The following is a 16964-nucleotide window of genomic DNA, read 5'->3' as shown; positions in this document are numbered from 1 at the left end:
ATTTTATATTATTTTTATATTAATATCTTTTTAATTTATATATATCTATTATTAAATAACACATTCCTCTATCATGATTTAATTTTTTATATTATCTTCTAGTTCTCATAAATAATGTTAAAAATATAGCAACAACAGCTATAGCTCCAGTTACCGAAATAGAATATGCCATAGCATCTACAGATGCTTGTCCTTGAATAATTTTTGCCAATTGAGATAGTGCCATAACTTTAGAAGTTTCTTGCGGAAAACCTTCATACATATATGATTTTGTTAGTGAATTTATAGTTCCTACTGCTGTTTTATTATAAATATTTATTTGCTCTGCAAGTTTTGAATAATTATAGCTTGTTTTCGATTGTATTATTACTGTCATTATAGTTACAGCAAGAGAACTTGCCACCTGTCTTATAGTGCTATTCAATGCTGATGCTCTCGGAATCATTTCGCCTTTTACTACATTCATACCGGCAGTGCTAATAGGCATCATGGCTATTCCCAATCCAATAGATCTTATACAGTTAATAAATATTATTGATTCTTTGCTAGAATTCATATTTATAGCTGTTGACAGCTTAAATGTAGCTAGTGCTAATATAATAAGACCTGGTATAACTACAGGTTTAGCTCCGAATTTATCATAAAGCGTTCCGCTTAATGGCATTAATGCCCCCATAACTAGTGCTGATGGAAACATAATAAGTCCCGCCTGCATAGCGGTATATCCCCTTACATTCTGCAGAAATAAAGGCAATACATATGACCCTCCCATTAATCCTATAGTTAATACAGTTATTATAACTAAGCTCATACTAAAATCAAATAGTTTGAGAACTCTCAGATCTAATAGTGGGTCTGGATGTGTAAGCTCATTAATCACAAATAATATGAGACTTAAACTCCCCAACGCTACTAACATTGGATTTATCATATCACCCCAATCAATTGAGGATCCCTTTCCAAGTACATATAACAAACTTACTAAACCTACTGTAGATGATAAAAATCCTACTATATCAAATGCCTTAAATGGTTTCATCGGTTGGCCTTTTAAAATAATCATACCCAACAATACTCCTATTATTCCTATTGGGATATTTACAGTAAAAATTAGCCTCCAATCCATTTTTTCTATAATCAGTCCACCAAGAGTTGGTCCTATGGCAGGTGCTGCCATAGCTGCTATTCCATAAACCCCAAGTGCAAGTCCTATCTTTTTTCTTGGAAATACAGAATATATTATACTCATCCCAACAGGCTGCATCATCCCTCCTCCAATAGCTTGAAATACACGAAATGCTATCATACTAGAATTGCTCCATGCAAATCCGCATAGCGCGGACCCCATCGTAAAAATTGCCAATGCAACTATGTATACTTTTTTAGCACCAAAAATATCTTGAAGATATCCTGTTAAAGGAATAATTGCTCCAAGTGCTAATGTATAAGCTGTCATCACCCACTTCACATCATCCAATCCTACTCCAAATACAGACATCATTTTAGTTAATGCAACATTAATTATACTACTACTTAGTACCGACATAAATGTACCAATTATGATAACTATCATTGCTAACCATGGATTTGCCTGTTCATTACTACTATCTTTCATTCTTTGCTCACCTCATTATTTAACATATTACTAGGCATTAAATAAGCTAAAACATTTACATACTCCTGTATCTAAGTTACTTCAACTTCCTTATACGTCTCTTCGCATTAATTTATGACTTTTTATCATATCTACGATTTCGAAAATGTAAGTTACACCATGAAACTTATTTAAGTATAAGTTACACTGCGTAACTTGTCAATGAATTTTGAGTAACATTAGTAACTTGTAAGTTTATGATTCATTTGCTATTATGTAATTGTCAATTAGTAAGGAGGTAAAGAAATGGAATTTCAACGCGCTCGAAACGAAGAACAAAAAAGCATTAGGCGTGAACAAATCATAGAGGCTACATTAAAGCTATACGAAAGAGAGCCCTTAGAAAAAATCACACTTGCTTCAATTGCTAATGAGTTAAATTTTTCAAGAGCAAATTTATATAAATACGTTTCCACCAAGGAAGAAATTTTCCTATGGATATTAAGTTCAGATTTAGAAAAGTGGGTAAAAAAAACATATGATAAACTTAAAGATTATGATCAATTAGAACTTAAAACCTTTTGTCTGTTATGGTCAGAACAAATGTATGAAAATCAGCGTTTTTTAAAGCTGTTCTCAATTTTAGTTTCAGTATTAAGAAGTAATGTGACAACAAAATCACTGGAGATATTGAAACAAGATCTTGCTAATAGCTTTGGTAAATTAAGTTTGATTACTAAAAAATTTATTCCTAACCTGACAGACGATGAGCTTAAACTTTTTAATGAATATCAGATTTATTATGCCTCTAGTTTATATTCTCCGGCAGTATCCTCTAAAAACCAACGTCAAGAATTTCAAACTGTTTCACTGCTCGAAGCCCCTCCTGATTTTGTTTCGCGTTTTGCAGGATATCTTGAAGTAATTATATTGGGTCTTCAAGCGAAAAATAAATAATATTTATTTTATTATTCTTATGTATAAGTCAAACTGTAATTAGTATAATAATTTATCTAAAAAAAGTAGGAATCAATTAAAGATTCCTACTAATTATTTCAATATTAAGATATATCGAGATTATAACTTATTTATCTTTGTCTTCATCTAAAGATATAAACATCTTATTAATTTTATAAATATACATAATCATTCATTACAGGCTGTAAGCCTTTAGACTTAATTGCCTCATACACTTCATCTACAGATCTGTTATCTGCAATTTCAAATTGATTATCTCCCCTGTCTTCTGCATCTTCCGCATGGCTTCCTATTCCTGTACTTACACCTGCTGAAATCTTAGTAGCTGCTAAGCCAATTACATTATTACGAAATCTTTCGCATTCTCTTGTTGAAATTGTAATATTAGCAAAAGGCATAAAAAGACGGTATGCTGTAATAACTTGCAAAAGTTGTTTCTCATGCACATCCTTTGGATTAATTTTATCATTATTAATAATTGGTCTTAGCCTTGGACATGAAAATGCTATCTCTGCATGTGGGTACTTTCTTTGAAGAAGGTATGCATGTACCCCTGTCGCAAAAGCATCTTTTCTAAAGTCATCTAGACCAAGTAATGCTGCAAATCCGACACCACGCATCCCACCTTTTAGAGCTCTTTCCTGCGCATTAAGTCTATATGGAAATATGCGCTTATGCCCTTCAAGATGAAGTGTTTCATATTTATCTGAATTATAAGTTTCCTGGAATACAGTTACAAAATCTGCACCGCATTCTTGAAGATATTCATATTCATCAGAATTCATAGGATATACTTCTAATCCTACCATCTTAAAATACTTGCGTGCTATCTTACAAGCCTCTCCAATATATTTTACATCTGACATCTTTCTGCTTTCACCAGTAAGCAGAAGCACTTCCTCCAAACCTGTTTTAGCTATTGCCTGCATTTCTTTCTCTATTTCATCGAAATTTAACTTCGCTCTGCGTATTTTATTATGACAGTTAAATCCACAATAAATGCAATAGTTCTCACAATAATTTGCTAGATATAGTGGTGTAAACATGTAAACTGAGTTACCAAAATGCTTTCTTGTTTCCTCTTTAGCTAATTGAGCCATTTCCTCTAAAAACGGCATAGCTGCTGGTGATAATAATGCTGCAAAATCTTCTATGGTACGATAATCATTGTTCAAAGCTATTCTAACATCTGTTTCTGTATACTTATCATAGTCATAAGCTTCCATATGATTAATTACTTTATCCATTATATCCGATTCTAATACTTCCATCCCAGTCATATATTCCATGTGATTTATACGTTCTTCGCTCATTGTCTGCCTCCTAATCTTCTAAAAATCCAGTTAATGGTGAAGACGCAGAAGCACCTTTATCTAGAACTCTACCTAGTCCTGAAAGATATGCTGCACGTCCTGCTTCAATTGCTTGTTTAAATGCTCCTGCCATAGCTGGAATATCACCAGCTGTCGCAATTGCAGTATTAGCCATAACTGCTGCTACTCCCATTTCCATAGCTTCACAAGCTTGAGATGGTCGCCCAATACCTGCATCCACAATAATTGGAAGATCTATTTCATCTACTAATATTTTTATAAATTCTTTTGTAGCTAAACCTTTATTAGATCCAATCGGTGATGCAAGAGGCATAATACATGCTGCTCCAGCATTAACTAGATCACGAGCCACATTTAAATCTGCATGCATATATGGCATTACTATAAAGCCTTCTTTAGCAAGAATTTCAGTTGCTTTAATAGTCTCATAATTATCTGGAAGCAAATATTTTGAATCATGAATTATTTCAACTTTTACAAAGTCACCACAATTCATAGCCCTTGCAAGTCTTGCAATTCTAACTGCTTCTTCTGCATTCCTTGCCCCAGATGTATTTGGAAGCAATGTAACACCTTCTGGAATAAAATCCAAAATATTTTCACCTCCGCTTGTATTAGCGCGTCTTAATGCCAAAGTAATCATCTGTGCGCCTGCATTCTCAACTGCAGCCTTAATTAAATTCAAATTATATTTTCCAGAACCTAGTATGAATCGTGATGAGAATTCGTGTCCCCCAAGTGTTAATACATCTTTTTTCATTCCAATACTCTCCTTTAACATTTTTCAGCAAGAACTAGAAGTATATAAAATTCGATTATTAAAATAAATTAATATGTATAACCAAATTATTAAATAAATAACTTAATTTAAAAGCTTGTCCTTTCTAATCTAGATCTTGCAGAAAATTATTATTATTATTTTTGATAATATACATTAGTAATATTTCTAAATTTATTAATACATCAGCCTCCTCCAACAAAGCTAATTACTTCTAAAGAATCACCATCTTTAATATTTGTCTGCTTATATTGAGATTTTGGCATTATTTCACCATTTAGCTCAACTACAATCTTATCTATTAAATATCCTTCACTGATAAGAAAGTCCTCTAACGATAATCCAATTGCATTATCTGCCTCTTTTCCATTCACTTTTACCATTTAATCACCTCTTAAATATTTAATATAACTAAAAAAGGCCACACGAAAAAATACACCCAAGGTGGTGTACCCCTTCGTGTGACCTTCACACTCTGTAAACCATTATACCATTACACTAAGTTAGTGTCAAATTAACTTTAATTCAAAATGTCGTTATAAGTCTATTGTTTAATATTACTATTTGTAACATCAGCAGTTTTATTATAATTTGTTTCTCATACATTCATTTTATTTCTCAATTACCAATTTACTTTAATAAAAAATGCATTACAAAATCAAAAAGCGAATTTTTGTAATGCATTTGTATCTTATTCTGTCTATTTTTCATTATATATTTTAAAAGCATTCTTTAATAAACCTTTATATAAAAGACCACTTCCAACAAGTGAAATAATAATGCAAATTCCAAATATAATCACATAATTCCTCAGAATTATGGCAGCAGCTACTAAACCAGCTCCTAATATAAATATAATAAGCATAATTAACAGAGGTATATAATTATTTTTAAACATTGCTTTTTCATTTTCCCATTCCAATTTTGGTGATCTAAAGTCTATATATAATCCTAATAAAGTTATCATAAGTATTGATCCGAAAGAAGATATTGTTCCTAGTAATATTATAATAGGACTTACATTTACTAGCAAAAGTCCTAAGACAACTATAACCATTCCAAATTCATTTATAAATAATGACGAAAGAATCTTAGAGTATAGCTGAGTTTTATATTCCACAGGAATATACTTCGATACAATAAAATCTTTCCCCTCTCTTGAAAGTGCACTTGCACCTGCTCCACCTGACATTATACATACCGTTCCACCTACAAATGCAATTGCTATGGTAATCGCATTCCATTTGGGACTACTATTTAATAAATACCTATACTCTGATAGTTTACCACCGGAAAAAAATGCAACACCCATTACTGCCGGCATGTAAAACATCATCGCTATGCAATTAATAAAGAATTGAGGAGTTCTGAATAAGATTTTAACATCTTTTATAATTAATGCTTTTAATTTTGAATTTTCTTTTATTATTTTATTTGCCTTACCGTTTTCTAAAATATTTTCCCTCTTGCTATAAGTTTCAGAAATACCTATTACTCCCTTTAAATATAACTTTCCTCCTATATAATAATATATTATGAAAATTATTAAACTTAGGCATAAAGACATAAGTATATTAAGCAAGCCTCTAATGTCATTATTATATAATAGCCCATTTGAAGAAAATCTACTTGTTATGAAAATATCATTTAGTGTACTTATCGCGCTGTTATTTCCATCTGAAAATCTTTGAATCATTTGCTGTGAATTTGTACTTCTTCCAGAACTTGATGTAAAAAGATTGAATCCTACTATCAAAATTAGTGATGCACACCCTGTAAATACTCTAAATGCATCTTTATGCTTAGATAAGCTAGTAAACCTCATAAGAATCATGCATATTAATGATGCCAATACCATCGGTACAATAGGAGTTATTAATAACACTATAATTCCATATAAGTAATATAAGAAGCTTGCCTTTGACACAAATCCATAGACTATAAGTGGCAAAATTAACATTGATGTATACACATACATATTAATTAACACTGCCATAAACTTTCCAAATACTATTTCACTGCTTTTAAAAGGAAGTGGTAATATAACTTCAATATCATTTGAAAAGTATAAGATATTTATTATTGTATACATTCCAAAGATAAAAGAAACACTCTCCCCAATTGACAGTATTATTGATAATAATATTCCTTCCTGTCTCATAGCATGAAGTGGTCCGTAGCCTTCACTTATTATTACAGTAAAAGGCATAGATAGCATTACTACAATAAATATCATTAGCATTACTGCGAACACAGGTTTCATTTTCTTACTACTAGCAAACATTTCCTCAAATGCATTTCTTATAAAATATTTTGTTATTATCTTAAGCCTATTCATCTTGAATCATCTCCAAAAACATCTCTTCTAAGGATTCATTTTCTTTAAACTCTTTTCTCATATTGCTTAGTGTTCCATTAAATATTAATTGCCCTTTATTAATAATCGCGACTTTATCACAGACTTTCTCTGCAACTTCCAACACATGTGTAGAAAAAATCACGGTATTTCCTTCATCAGCATGTTCTCTCATCATTTCTTTTAATGTAAATGCTGATTTTGGATCTAAACCTGTCATCGGTTCATCTAAAATCCAAACTTTTGGCTTATGAATCAAAACTCCCATAAGAACTACCTTTTGTCTCATACCATGAGAATATGAATGTATCTTATCTCCTAATGCCAACTCCATTTCAAACCTTTTTGATATTTCTCTTATCCTTGATAATCTTTCTTCCTTTGAAACCCCATAAACATCAGCCATGAAATTTAAATATTCCATTCCACTTAATCTTAAAAACATATCCGGGCTATCTGGGACATAACCAAATTGCTCTTTTGCTCTAACTGGCTCTTTACTAATATCAATTCCATTAATTTCAATCTTTCCCGATGTAGGCGCTATTATTCCAGTTATCATTTTAATAGTTGTTGTCTTTCCCGCCCCATTAGGTCCTAATAATCCATATATTTCTCCATCCTTGATTTCCAAATTTAAATTGCTTACCGCATTATAATTTCCATTATAACTTTTTGTTATATTGCATATATTTATCATAAATTTATCCTCTCCTTGGAATTATTATACTAAAACTCGGTCTTATAACAACTTAAATAAATCTTAATTTTAGATTAATTATTCATCTCCTTATAATTTAGATAACATTTTTCTCAATTCATCAATATCATTTACTGGAGCCATACACGATTTTCCTTTACATAAATAATATGTAGATTTTTCATTTATAAGATCATATTCCTTAAGAAATGGTGCTAGCTTCTCTATTTTATTTCTATTTTCATCATTCTTAATTATTGTTGTTAAATTGAAAAGAGATCTTTCACTTAATAAATCCTTAATTTTTTCTTCTTCACCTTTATCATTAGTAACACATACTAATTCTTGTGATTCATTTAAAGCAAATGATGCCGCCATTAAAAAAAATGAATGATTTATTTCTTCATTAAATACTGAGCCACAAATAAAATTAAATTGTTTCTCTGCCATTTCTTCAAGAGTTAAATCTCCAGTAAGTCTTGCAAGCTTTATTAAATTATAAGCTGCAACAGAATTTCCTGAAGGCATAGCGCCATCAAAAAGTTCCTTAGGTCTAGCAATTAATTTTTCACTATCCTCACCATAAAGGAAAAATCCATCTTTTTCATTATCCCAAAATAAGTTAATCATATCCTTATTTATTTCAATCGCCTTATTTAAAAACTCAATATCATAGCTACTTTCATAAAGCTCTATAAGTCCAAAACAAAGAAAAGCATAGTCATCCAAATAAGCTTTATGACGTGAATCCTCATCTCTATACCTTGCGAGAAGTCTTCCATTTTCATCAATCAAGTTATTAAAAATAAATTCTACTGCCTTTTTAGCATATTCAAAGTATCTTTCATCCTCAAGAACTTTATAGGCTTTTCCAAGTGCAGCTATCATAAGTCCATTCCATGAAGTTAGGATTTTATCATCTTTATGTAGTTCCGTTCTGTCACTTCTATATTGAAGTATTTGTTCACTAAGTAACTTTATCCTATCATCTGACTTATGAAAGTTTTTATTTTTTATTAAATTTGGAATGCTCTTGCCCTCAAAGTTCCCATCAGAAGTTATGTCAAAATAATCATTAAAATATGTACCATCTTCTTCTCCTAAAACACTTAAAATTTCTAAAGGTTCAAACACATAATATTTTCCCTCTTCACCTTCACTATCTGCATCCTCAGCACAGTAAAATCCACCATCTTTACTAGTAAGTTCTCTAAATACATATTCTAGCACTTTTGTTGCAACCTCTTTGTAAATCTCATTTCTTGTAACCTCGTATCCCTCTAAATATACAATGACAAGCAAAGCATTATCATAAAGCATCTTTTCAAAATGTGGTACCAACCACTTACTATCCGTAGAATATCTTGAAAAGCCAAAACCTATATGATCAAATATTCCACCTCTATACATAGAAATCAAAGTTTTTTCAGCCATTTCTAAAGCTTTAATTTCTTTATGGGATTTATAATACCTAAGCAAAAACATTATAATATGAGGCGTCGGAAATTTAGGTGCATCGCCAAATCCTCCATACTTTTCCTCAAAAGCATGTGAAATTTGATTATATCCATTTTTTAATGTTTTAGATGTCAACTTCATTTTGCTTCTTTCACCATCAAAATAGCTGCCAAGTTCTGATAAAATACTATCACCAGATGATATAAGCTTATCCTTATTATCCTTCCATTGCTTATTTATTGAATTTAAAATATCCATAAGTCCTGGCATATTATATTTAGCCTTTTTAGGAAAATAAGTACCTGCAAAAAATGGTTTTTGATCTGGAGTCATTATCACTGTAAGCGGCCAACCTCCATGGCCGGTTAAGGCTTGGCAAACTGTCATATATACACTATCAATATCTGGTCTTTCCTCTCTGTCCACTTTAATTGCAATAAAACTATCATTCATAATTTCTGCAATTTCTTCATCTTCAAATGATTCATGAGCCATTACATGACACCAGTGACAAGTTGAATACCCAATTGATAAAAAAATAGGCTTATCTTCCTCTTTAGCTTTTGCAAATGCTTCCTCACTCCATGAATACCAATTTATTGGATTATTAGCATGTTGCAATAAATAAGGAGATTTTTCATTTATTAAATTGTTGGCTTTTATTGTAGATAACATATAAACAACACTCCTTTTATGATTTATTAAAATTATCTTTGCCACGCTGAAAAAATATATACACCGATATAAAACATATAATAAAAAGCTTATTACTTTATTATTTTCAGATTAAAATCTTTCTACCTATCCATACTATACTTATGAAAGGAGTGATAATATGAGTAATGATAGCAGTAAATTTGATAATGAATTCAGTGATTTATCTACAGAAGATATATATTTCATAAGACAAATGGAAAATAAAATAAATGAACACCATAATCCTCCAGTATGCCTCATAGCATATGATAAGCAAACTGAAGATAAATAAAATTTATAAATCAGATAATTTAATATTTTTTATAAATCATTATTTAGTATAAAAATATTTTTAGATGGAAAATTATTAATGCAAATAATAAATCTTAAATAAAAAAATGTTAGTATTACTATACTCTATTAGTTTAAAGGAGGAATGAATATGAGAATTCGAGAAGGAGCAATACCAACTGCATTAGGTACAGTTGTAACAGGTGTAGGTGCAGCTATGGTGGCAGTAGAAATGGCACCAGTTATCGCTGCTGGAGTTGTTGGGTTTGGCGCAGCTCACATGGTTCTTGGCGCTATCGATCTAGTTGAACATAAAAAACACCATAGAAGAAGATAAATAAAATAGGCTAATATAATTATCTGACCTGGTAGATTATTAAAATTTAATTCACCAGGTTTTTTATTTATTTGTACAATTTGATTTCAATTATATTGATTATTTGGTATTTATAGATTATACTAAAATTAATTTGTCGACAGTATACATTGTATAAATATTGAAATTAATTAATCGTTTTAACACAATATGTAGGAGGATAAAGTAATGGAAAAATATAAAATTGAAAAAGCGCCTTCTTACTATGATCAAGCTTATAATTCTATAAAATCTATGATATTTAATGGCATTCTAAAGCCTGGAGATAGGATTTATGAATCCAAACTTGCTAGCGAATTTCAAATAAGCAGAAGTCCAGTAAGAGAAGCCATACGTTCTTTAGAAAAAGATGGACTACTTGTTATTGGAGATAAATCAAAAATTACAATTTATAAGCCAACCAAAGAAGACATCGAAAATATTTATGAATGTCGCCAAGCTTTAGAATCTCAAGCTGCAAAATTAACTGCTCTTAAAGCATCTAATAAAGAATTAGATGAAATTGAAAAGATATTAGTAAAAATTCAAAAAAACATAGAAAGCTTTGATGATACACTTACTAAAAGTATTATTGAACTAAATACTAAATTTCATGATTTAATCTTAGATTTCAGCCAAAATAATCATCTAAAAAAATTGAGTAAAGATTTGAGTTCTCTCACTTATTTTTATAGATCTATAGATGTTTATGAACCTGAGCGTAATATGGATATTTTCAATCATCATCTTGAGATATTTCATTATATTAAAAAGAGAGATGAAGAAAAAGCATATAAAGCTATGTACAACCACATAGACAATGATTTAAAACATTTGAAAAACATTTTATCAAAGGATTGCATTATATAAGTCAAAGTGTAATCCATTATTCTTTAATTCAATTAGTTAAAAAATATATTAAAGGAGAATTTATAATGGTTATTTTTAATGCATTAGGAAGTGTATTCAGTATAGTTCTCATGATTTCTACTGGATTCTTTTTATCTCATAAAGGCTGGTTTGATGAAAAAACTTCAAAGCTTTTTTCAAGATTAGTGTGCAATCTTGCTATCCCCTGCCTCATGATTTCACAATTTACAGAAAGCTTTGATAAAGAGAAACTATTGAGTCTTGGTGGTGGATTATTCGCGCCATTTACCTCCATGGCTATTGGTTATATAATTGCCGTAATTGTTTCTAAAGCTATTAAAGTGGAAAAGAAACGAATTGGTACCTTTAGATCAATGTTTTTTGTATCTAATTCTATATTTATTGGTCTTCCGGTGAATATGGCTTTATTTGGTGAAAAAAGTATCCCGAACGTGTTATTATACTACATAGCAAATACTACTTTTTTCTGGACTCTCGGTGTATATGAAATTAGTCGTGATGGCGACTCTACCAATGCCAATATATTTTCCTTTGATACAATAAAACGTATCATGTCACCTCCTTTATTAAGCTTTACTTTTGCTGTTTTACTTATATTACTAGATATTCATCTTCCAAAGTTTGTTCTAGATACTTGCAAATATTTCGGCAATTTAACAACACCATTAGCTATGTTGTTTATAGGGATAACAATTCACTCTGTTAATTTCAAAGAATTTAGATTTAGTTGGGACATGCTGGCAATAATTTTAGGAAGGTTTATCATTTCTCCAATATTAATTTTGTTATTATGTAATTTTGCAAATACTCCCTTACTTATGAAAGAAGTATTTGTTATTCAAGCCGCAATGCCTGTCATGACTAATACAGCAATAGTATCTAAACGATATAATGCAGATTATGAGTATGCTACGGTAAATACAATCATAACAACTATTCTTAGCTTAATTGTCATTCCTATTTATATGCTATTACTAACTTAAATTCATAGCATTTATTTAGCCATTATATATGTATATTATAGAATTTCTTCATTGTAAAATTATTAATCACACACTTTATTCCTTAACACTAAAAAAAGAGCAGCGTTTAAACTACTCTTTCTACTATTAAATTATATATTTATTTTTTATTAAACTTTACAATTTTGATTATATAAAAATCTATTTTTCTTTATTGGATGCGGTACTTGGTTTACGTACCATTGAATAAATTACAAATACTGTTATTATTACAAATGTCATATGTACCCCTCCTAATCTATTTGTTAATTATATATTACTATAACTATGTAATCGTATCAATGAACAATTAGTGGCATGAAAAGATAACAAATACATTTTTTAAAGTAATAAATAAAATATCTTTAGTCATTTTTTGAAAAATATAACTTATATTTTTTCGTATAAAAAAGTTCCATTAACTAATAATATTATTGTTAATTAAAATAATATTATTAGGAGGTAACAGCTATGAAACCAGAAAAAATGGACTCACCAAACCAAGGAATCAAATGTGTTGTTAATACATGTCAATATTATATGTCAGGTGATCACTGTTGCGCACAACAAATAGAAGTGCAACCTAGAAATGCTAGCGATACTCAAGAAACAGACTGTGCTACATTTATCGCTGAAAACCAAATCTAATTTTATTTATGTGCTCGTTGGAATCGCTCCAACGAGCTTTATTTTGTATTTATAGGAATCTTTAATCATAAGACATCAGACATCACCCTTGAAAGCTAGATTTTTTTATTATATTATATAAACATAACCTAAAAGGAGGTTTGTTTATGCCACGAAAAGAAAAAAGCTTATCAGAAAGTGTTGCTGATGATATACTAGCGATGATTACTATAGATAAAAAATTTAATATTGGTGATAAACTACCAAATGAAAATGAGCTTTCTACTGAATTAAAAGTAAGTAGAACTACTCTAAGAGAGGCCATCCGTATTTTAGTTGCTCACAATATTTTAGAAATTAGGCGAGGCAAAGGCACATTTGTATCAGAAATAAAAAACATTACTGAAAGCATGGGATTAGAGAATCTTTCTACTCAAAAATTAGATGTTAAAGATTTATATGAAATGAGATTAATTTTTGAACCCGAGACTGCCTACTATGCTGCTAAACGCGCTACTGATAAAGAATTAGAAAGAATATTATATTACGGAAGACTCGAAGAAGAAATGATCTTAAATAATGAAGATCGAACCGAGGTAGAAAGATCATTCCATAAATCTATTGCAAAAGCCACTCATAATGAATTTATGAATAAGCTGATGCCTATATTATATAAAGCAATTGATAATGGTGTTATTTTATCCGATGAAAATAAATCAATTCTTCAAAATACTTTAAATGATCATCGCATGATAATGGAATTTCTGGAGGCTAGAGATGCTGAAGGCGCAAAAACTGCCATGAAAATTCATATTATTAGAGCAATGAAAGATTTAGGTATACCAAATGAATAAGATAAAGTGCTAATTCTTTATATTTATAGAAATAGCACTTTTTATTTTAATCTTATCTTGCAATTGACAACAGACATCATACAACTTATAATTAGAACATACAACGCGATAATTATAAATATATGTAAGGAGAATATGCTATGAGAAGTGATGTAATAACAAAAGGCTCAAAAAGTGCACCTCAACGTTCATTACTTAGTGCCTTAGGTCTAACAAAAGAAGAAACGGAAAGGCCTCTTATAGGTATCGTAAGCTCACAAAATGATATCGTTCCTGGCCATATGAATTTGGACAAAATAGTTGAAGCTGTAAAAATGGGAGTTTCAATGGCTGGAGGTACTCCAATTGTCTTTCCTGCAATTGCTGTTTGTGATGGTATTGCTATGGGACACGAAGGAATGAAATATTCATTAGTTACAAGAGATCTAATTGCAGATTCTACTGAAGCTATGGCAATGGCTCATGCCTTTGATGCATTAGTGATGGTTCCTAATTGTGATAAAAATGTTCCTGGCCTTCTAATGGCTGCGGCAAGAGTTAATATTCCTACAATTTTTGTAAGTGGCGGACCAATGCTTGCTGGAAAAGTTGACGGATGCAAGACAAGCTTATCAAGTATGTTTGAAGCTGTTGGAGCTTACAATGCTGGAAAAATTACAGCTGAAAAATTAGATGAATATGAAAATAACGTATGCCCTACTTGTGGTTCTTGTTCAGGAATGTATACTGCAAATAGTATGAACTGCTTAACAGAAGTACTTGGTATGGGGCTTCAAGGAAATGGTACAATCCCTGCAGTTTATTCAGAAAGAATAAAACTCGCAAAGCATGCTGGTATGAAAATCATGGAATTACTTGAAAAGAACATAAGACCAAGAGATATTATGACAGAAGATGCATTTATGAATGCTATGACTATGGACATGGCTCTTGGATGTAGCACCAATAGTATGTTGCATTTGCCTGCAATTGCACATGAAGTTGGCTTTGATTTAAATGTTGATATAGCTAATGAAATTAGTGCAAAGACACCGAATCTTTGTCATCTTGCCCCTGCAGGACACACTTATATTGAAGATTTAAATGACGCTGGTGGAATTTACGCTGTTATGAATGAAATAAATAAACTTGGTTTATTAAAAACTAACCTTATAACATGTACAGGAAAAACTGTTGGCGAAAACATTGAAGGATGTATAAATAAAAATCCTGAAGTTATTAGACCAGTCGAAAATCCATATAGTCAAACTGGTGGAATCGCAGTTCTTAAAGGAAATCTAGCGCCTGATTCATGTGTCGTTAAGCGTTCAGCTGTTGTACCAGAAATGTTAAAGCATGAAGGTCCAGCTAAAGTATTTGATTGCGAAGAAGATGCACTTGAAGCCATAAATACAGGAAAAATTGTTGAAGGAGATGTTGTTGTTATACGATACGAAGGACCTAAAGGAGGCCCTGGTATGAGAGAAATGCTTAATCCAACTTCTGCAATTGCAGGAAGAGGTCTCGGAAGCTCCGTTGCTCTTATAACAGATGGACGTTTTAGTGGCGCTAGCAGAGGTGCTTCAATCGGACACGTTTCTCCAGAGGCAGCAGTAGGTGGTAACATAGCATTAGTTGAGGATGGAGATATCATCCAAATTGATATTAATGCTAACACTATTAACTTCTTAGTTAGCGATGAAGAATTAGCAAGAAGAAAAGCAAATTGGAAACCAAGAAACCCAAAAATAACTACAGGTTATCTAGCAAGATACGCTGCTCTTGTTACATCAGGAAATAGAGGCGCTATCTTAGACATTCCTAGATTTTAATTAAACTAATTGTTAATTATATACTTATAGATAACCCAACTAAAACCTGAACTTATGCATATAACTCGCCGAAATGAATAACATACTTTTGTTCCAGTTTCTAGTTGGGATATATTTCATAGTATAAATCTAAAACTAAATTTATGTGGTAACTTACCGAAATCATAAATATTTTGTTCCGAAAATCTATGAAAATATCGCTGAAGATTCCAAGCAGCAGGTTGTTTCCACTTTATTTAATGATAATATAGCTACAGATTTCTGATCTAGGAATAATTCCTATCAGCAGAATTTCTGTAGCTATATTTTTTAACTCCCATCTACTATACTCTCCCTAAAAGTAATTATTTCATTATATCACGTATAATTTACTTGTATTATTTTTACATAAATATGTTATAATTCAAGATATATTTATAGAAATCTTAACAATTATATAGATATAAATAGTACTTTCGGAGGTATATTTATATGACACAAATAGTTAAAAGAGGCTTTGTTCCATCTGACGAAATTGAATTTAATGAAGAAAACCTAAAATCATTAAAAAAAGCTCAAAAGGATATCTATTACTTAATAAATCAAGGGTATAGTATAGATAAAAGTGTTGAATTTGTAGGAAATCATTTTCTATTTTCTGCTAGGCAAAGATTAGCTTTAAAAAGAAGCATATCTTCTTACGAAGATATTATTAGCAGGCAGAAGCGTAAAATATTAGATAAATACGAAAATAGCACGCTACATATTGATGGTCTTAATATAATTATTACTCTTGAAGTAGCTTTGTCTAACTCAACACTAATTAAATGTATGGACGGAACTCTCCGCGATTTAGCTGGACTTCGTGGAACATATAAGTTAATCGATAAAACGGATACAGCAATAGATTTGATTGGTAAAAAATTAGATGAAATGAAGATACGTAAGGCTATCTTTTATCTTGACTCTCCTGTTTCTAATACAGGAAGATTGAAATCAAGAATATTAGAAATTCTGCATAAATACAATTTTGATATAGAAGTTATTCTTATTCCAAATGCAGATGTCATTCTAAATAAATTGGATCATGTTGTAACTAACGACGGGATAATCCTCAATACATGTGAAAATTGGATAAACTTGGCCTATGAAATTGTAGATGAAAAATTACCTAATACGTCTTATATTGATTTTGAAATTAGCTATTAGCATATTAAATTATATAAAAATATAAACATTATATTAACGTAAATTATAACAA

At 30.7% G+C, this 16964-nt stretch carries 16 protein-coding genes; 9 read left to right on the top strand and 7 right to left on the bottom strand.

The features are described from left to right. Nucleotides 1-91: 91 nt before the first annotated feature. A complete protein-coding gene (locus PZA12_RS08300) occupies nucleotides 92-1615 on the bottom strand; it encodes a DHA2 family efflux MFS transporter permease subunit (protein WP_078115168.1) in 1524 nt (507 codons plus the stop codon). Nucleotides 1616-1900: 285 nt separating this feature from the next. Between PZA12_RS08300 and PZA12_RS08295 the strand changes: the two genes are divergently transcribed. Next, nucleotides 1901-2551, top strand: a complete 651-nt coding sequence (locus PZA12_RS08295; protein ID WP_078115167.1) for a TetR/AcrR family transcriptional regulator — start codon at nucleotides 1901-1903, stop codon at nucleotides 2549-2551. A gap of 173 nt (nucleotides 2552-2724) precedes the next feature. Here PZA12_RS08295 and thiH read toward each other — a convergent pair whose 3' ends face one another. The 6 genes from thiH to PZA12_RS08265 all read right to left on the bottom strand — a co-directional run bounded on the left by thiH (nucleotide 2725) and on the right by PZA12_RS08265 (nucleotide 9873). Continuing rightward, complete coding sequence (gene thiH / locus PZA12_RS08290) at nucleotides 2725-3885, bottom strand: 2-iminoacetate synthase ThiH (RefSeq protein ID WP_077841726.1); 1161 nt, start codon at nucleotides 3883-3885, stop codon at nucleotides 2725-2727. Between the two features lie 10 nt (nucleotides 3886-3895). Continuing rightward, nucleotides 3896-4666, bottom strand: a complete 771-nt coding sequence (locus PZA12_RS08285) for a thiazole synthase (RefSeq protein WP_011968847.1) — start codon at nucleotides 4664-4666, stop codon at nucleotides 3896-3898. 203 nt (nucleotides 4667-4869) lie between these two features. Continuing rightward, entirely contained in the window at nucleotides 4870-5067 is a 198-nt protein-coding gene (gene thiS / locus PZA12_RS08280; protein ID WP_077837462.1) for a sulfur carrier protein ThiS, read from the bottom strand. 317 nt (nucleotides 5068-5384) lie between these two features. After that, nucleotides 5385-7022 carry a putative ABC transporter permease subunit gene (locus PZA12_RS08275; protein ID WP_077841727.1) on the bottom strand — a complete coding sequence of 546 codons (1638 nt, stop codon included), beginning with the start codon at nucleotides 7020-7022 and terminating at the stop codon, nucleotides 5385-5387. Next, complete coding sequence (locus tag PZA12_RS08270) at nucleotides 7015-7740, bottom strand: ABC transporter ATP-binding protein (protein ID WP_077841728.1); 726 nt, start codon at nucleotides 7738-7740, stop codon at nucleotides 7015-7017. Before PZA12_RS08270 ends, PZA12_RS08275 begins: the two co-directional genes overlap by 8 nt. Nucleotides 7741-7830: 90 nt before the next feature. Continuing rightward, nucleotides 7831-9873, bottom strand: coding sequence for a thioredoxin domain-containing protein (locus tag PZA12_RS08265; protein ID WP_103699147.1), 2043 nt, complete (start codon nucleotides 9871-9873; stop codon nucleotides 7831-7833). Between the two features lie 160 nt (nucleotides 9874-10033). Between PZA12_RS08265 and PZA12_RS08260 the strand changes: the two genes are divergently transcribed. The 8 genes from PZA12_RS08260 (at nucleotide 10034) to PZA12_RS08225 (ending at nucleotide 16912) form a co-directional block, all read left to right on the top strand. Continuing rightward, nucleotides 10034-10186: a hypothetical protein gene (locus tag PZA12_RS08260; RefSeq protein ID WP_171983621.1), complete on the top strand. Its 153-nt coding sequence runs from the start codon at nucleotides 10034-10036 to the stop codon at nucleotides 10184-10186. 150 nt (nucleotides 10187-10336) lie between these two features. Beyond that, nucleotides 10337-10522 (top strand): hypothetical protein, encoded by a 186-nt coding sequence (locus tag PZA12_RS08255; RefSeq protein ID WP_011968842.1) that lies wholly within the window; start codon nucleotides 10337-10339, stop codon nucleotides 10520-10522. A gap of 207 nt (nucleotides 10523-10729) precedes the next feature. Beyond that, the gene (locus tag PZA12_RS08250) at nucleotides 10730-11410 is read left to right on the top strand and encodes a GntR family transcriptional regulator (protein ID WP_103699146.1); all 681 of its coding nucleotides are present in this window, start codon (nucleotides 10730-10732) and stop codon (nucleotides 11408-11410) included. A 65-nt stretch (nucleotides 11411-11475) separates the two neighbouring features. Beyond that, complete coding sequence (locus PZA12_RS08245; protein WP_077841732.1) at nucleotides 11476-12414, top strand: AEC family transporter; 939 nt, start codon at nucleotides 11476-11478, stop codon at nucleotides 12412-12414. A gap of 489 nt (nucleotides 12415-12903) precedes the next feature. Next, nucleotides 12904-13080 (top strand): DUF1540 domain-containing protein, encoded by a 177-nt coding sequence (locus tag PZA12_RS08240; protein WP_103699145.1) that lies wholly within the window; start codon nucleotides 12904-12906, stop codon nucleotides 13078-13080. A gap of 146 nt (nucleotides 13081-13226) precedes the next feature. Next, nucleotides 13227-13913 (top strand): FadR/GntR family transcriptional regulator, encoded by a 687-nt coding sequence (locus PZA12_RS08235; RefSeq protein WP_065416304.1) that lies wholly within the window; start codon nucleotides 13227-13229, stop codon nucleotides 13911-13913. Nucleotides 13914-14053: 140 nt separating this feature from the next. Further along, on the top strand, nucleotides 14054-15724 hold the full coding sequence (ilvD, locus tag PZA12_RS08230; protein WP_103699144.1) for a dihydroxy-acid dehydratase: 1671 nt from the start codon (nucleotides 14054-14056) through the stop codon (nucleotides 15722-15724). A 471-nt stretch (nucleotides 15725-16195) separates the two neighbouring features. Continuing rightward, nucleotides 16196-16912, top strand: coding sequence for a DUF434 domain-containing protein (locus PZA12_RS08225; RefSeq protein WP_103699143.1), 717 nt, complete (start codon nucleotides 16196-16198; stop codon nucleotides 16910-16912). Nucleotides 16913-16964 lie beyond the last annotated feature (52 nt).

The sequence above is a fragment of the Clostridium beijerinckii genome (assembly GCF_036699995.1).
GTDB lineage: Bacteria > Bacillota > Clostridia > Clostridiales > Clostridiaceae > Clostridium > Clostridium helianthi.
Note: the sequence above shows the minus strand (reverse complement) of the source record. Positions and strands in the feature narration are given on the sequence as shown.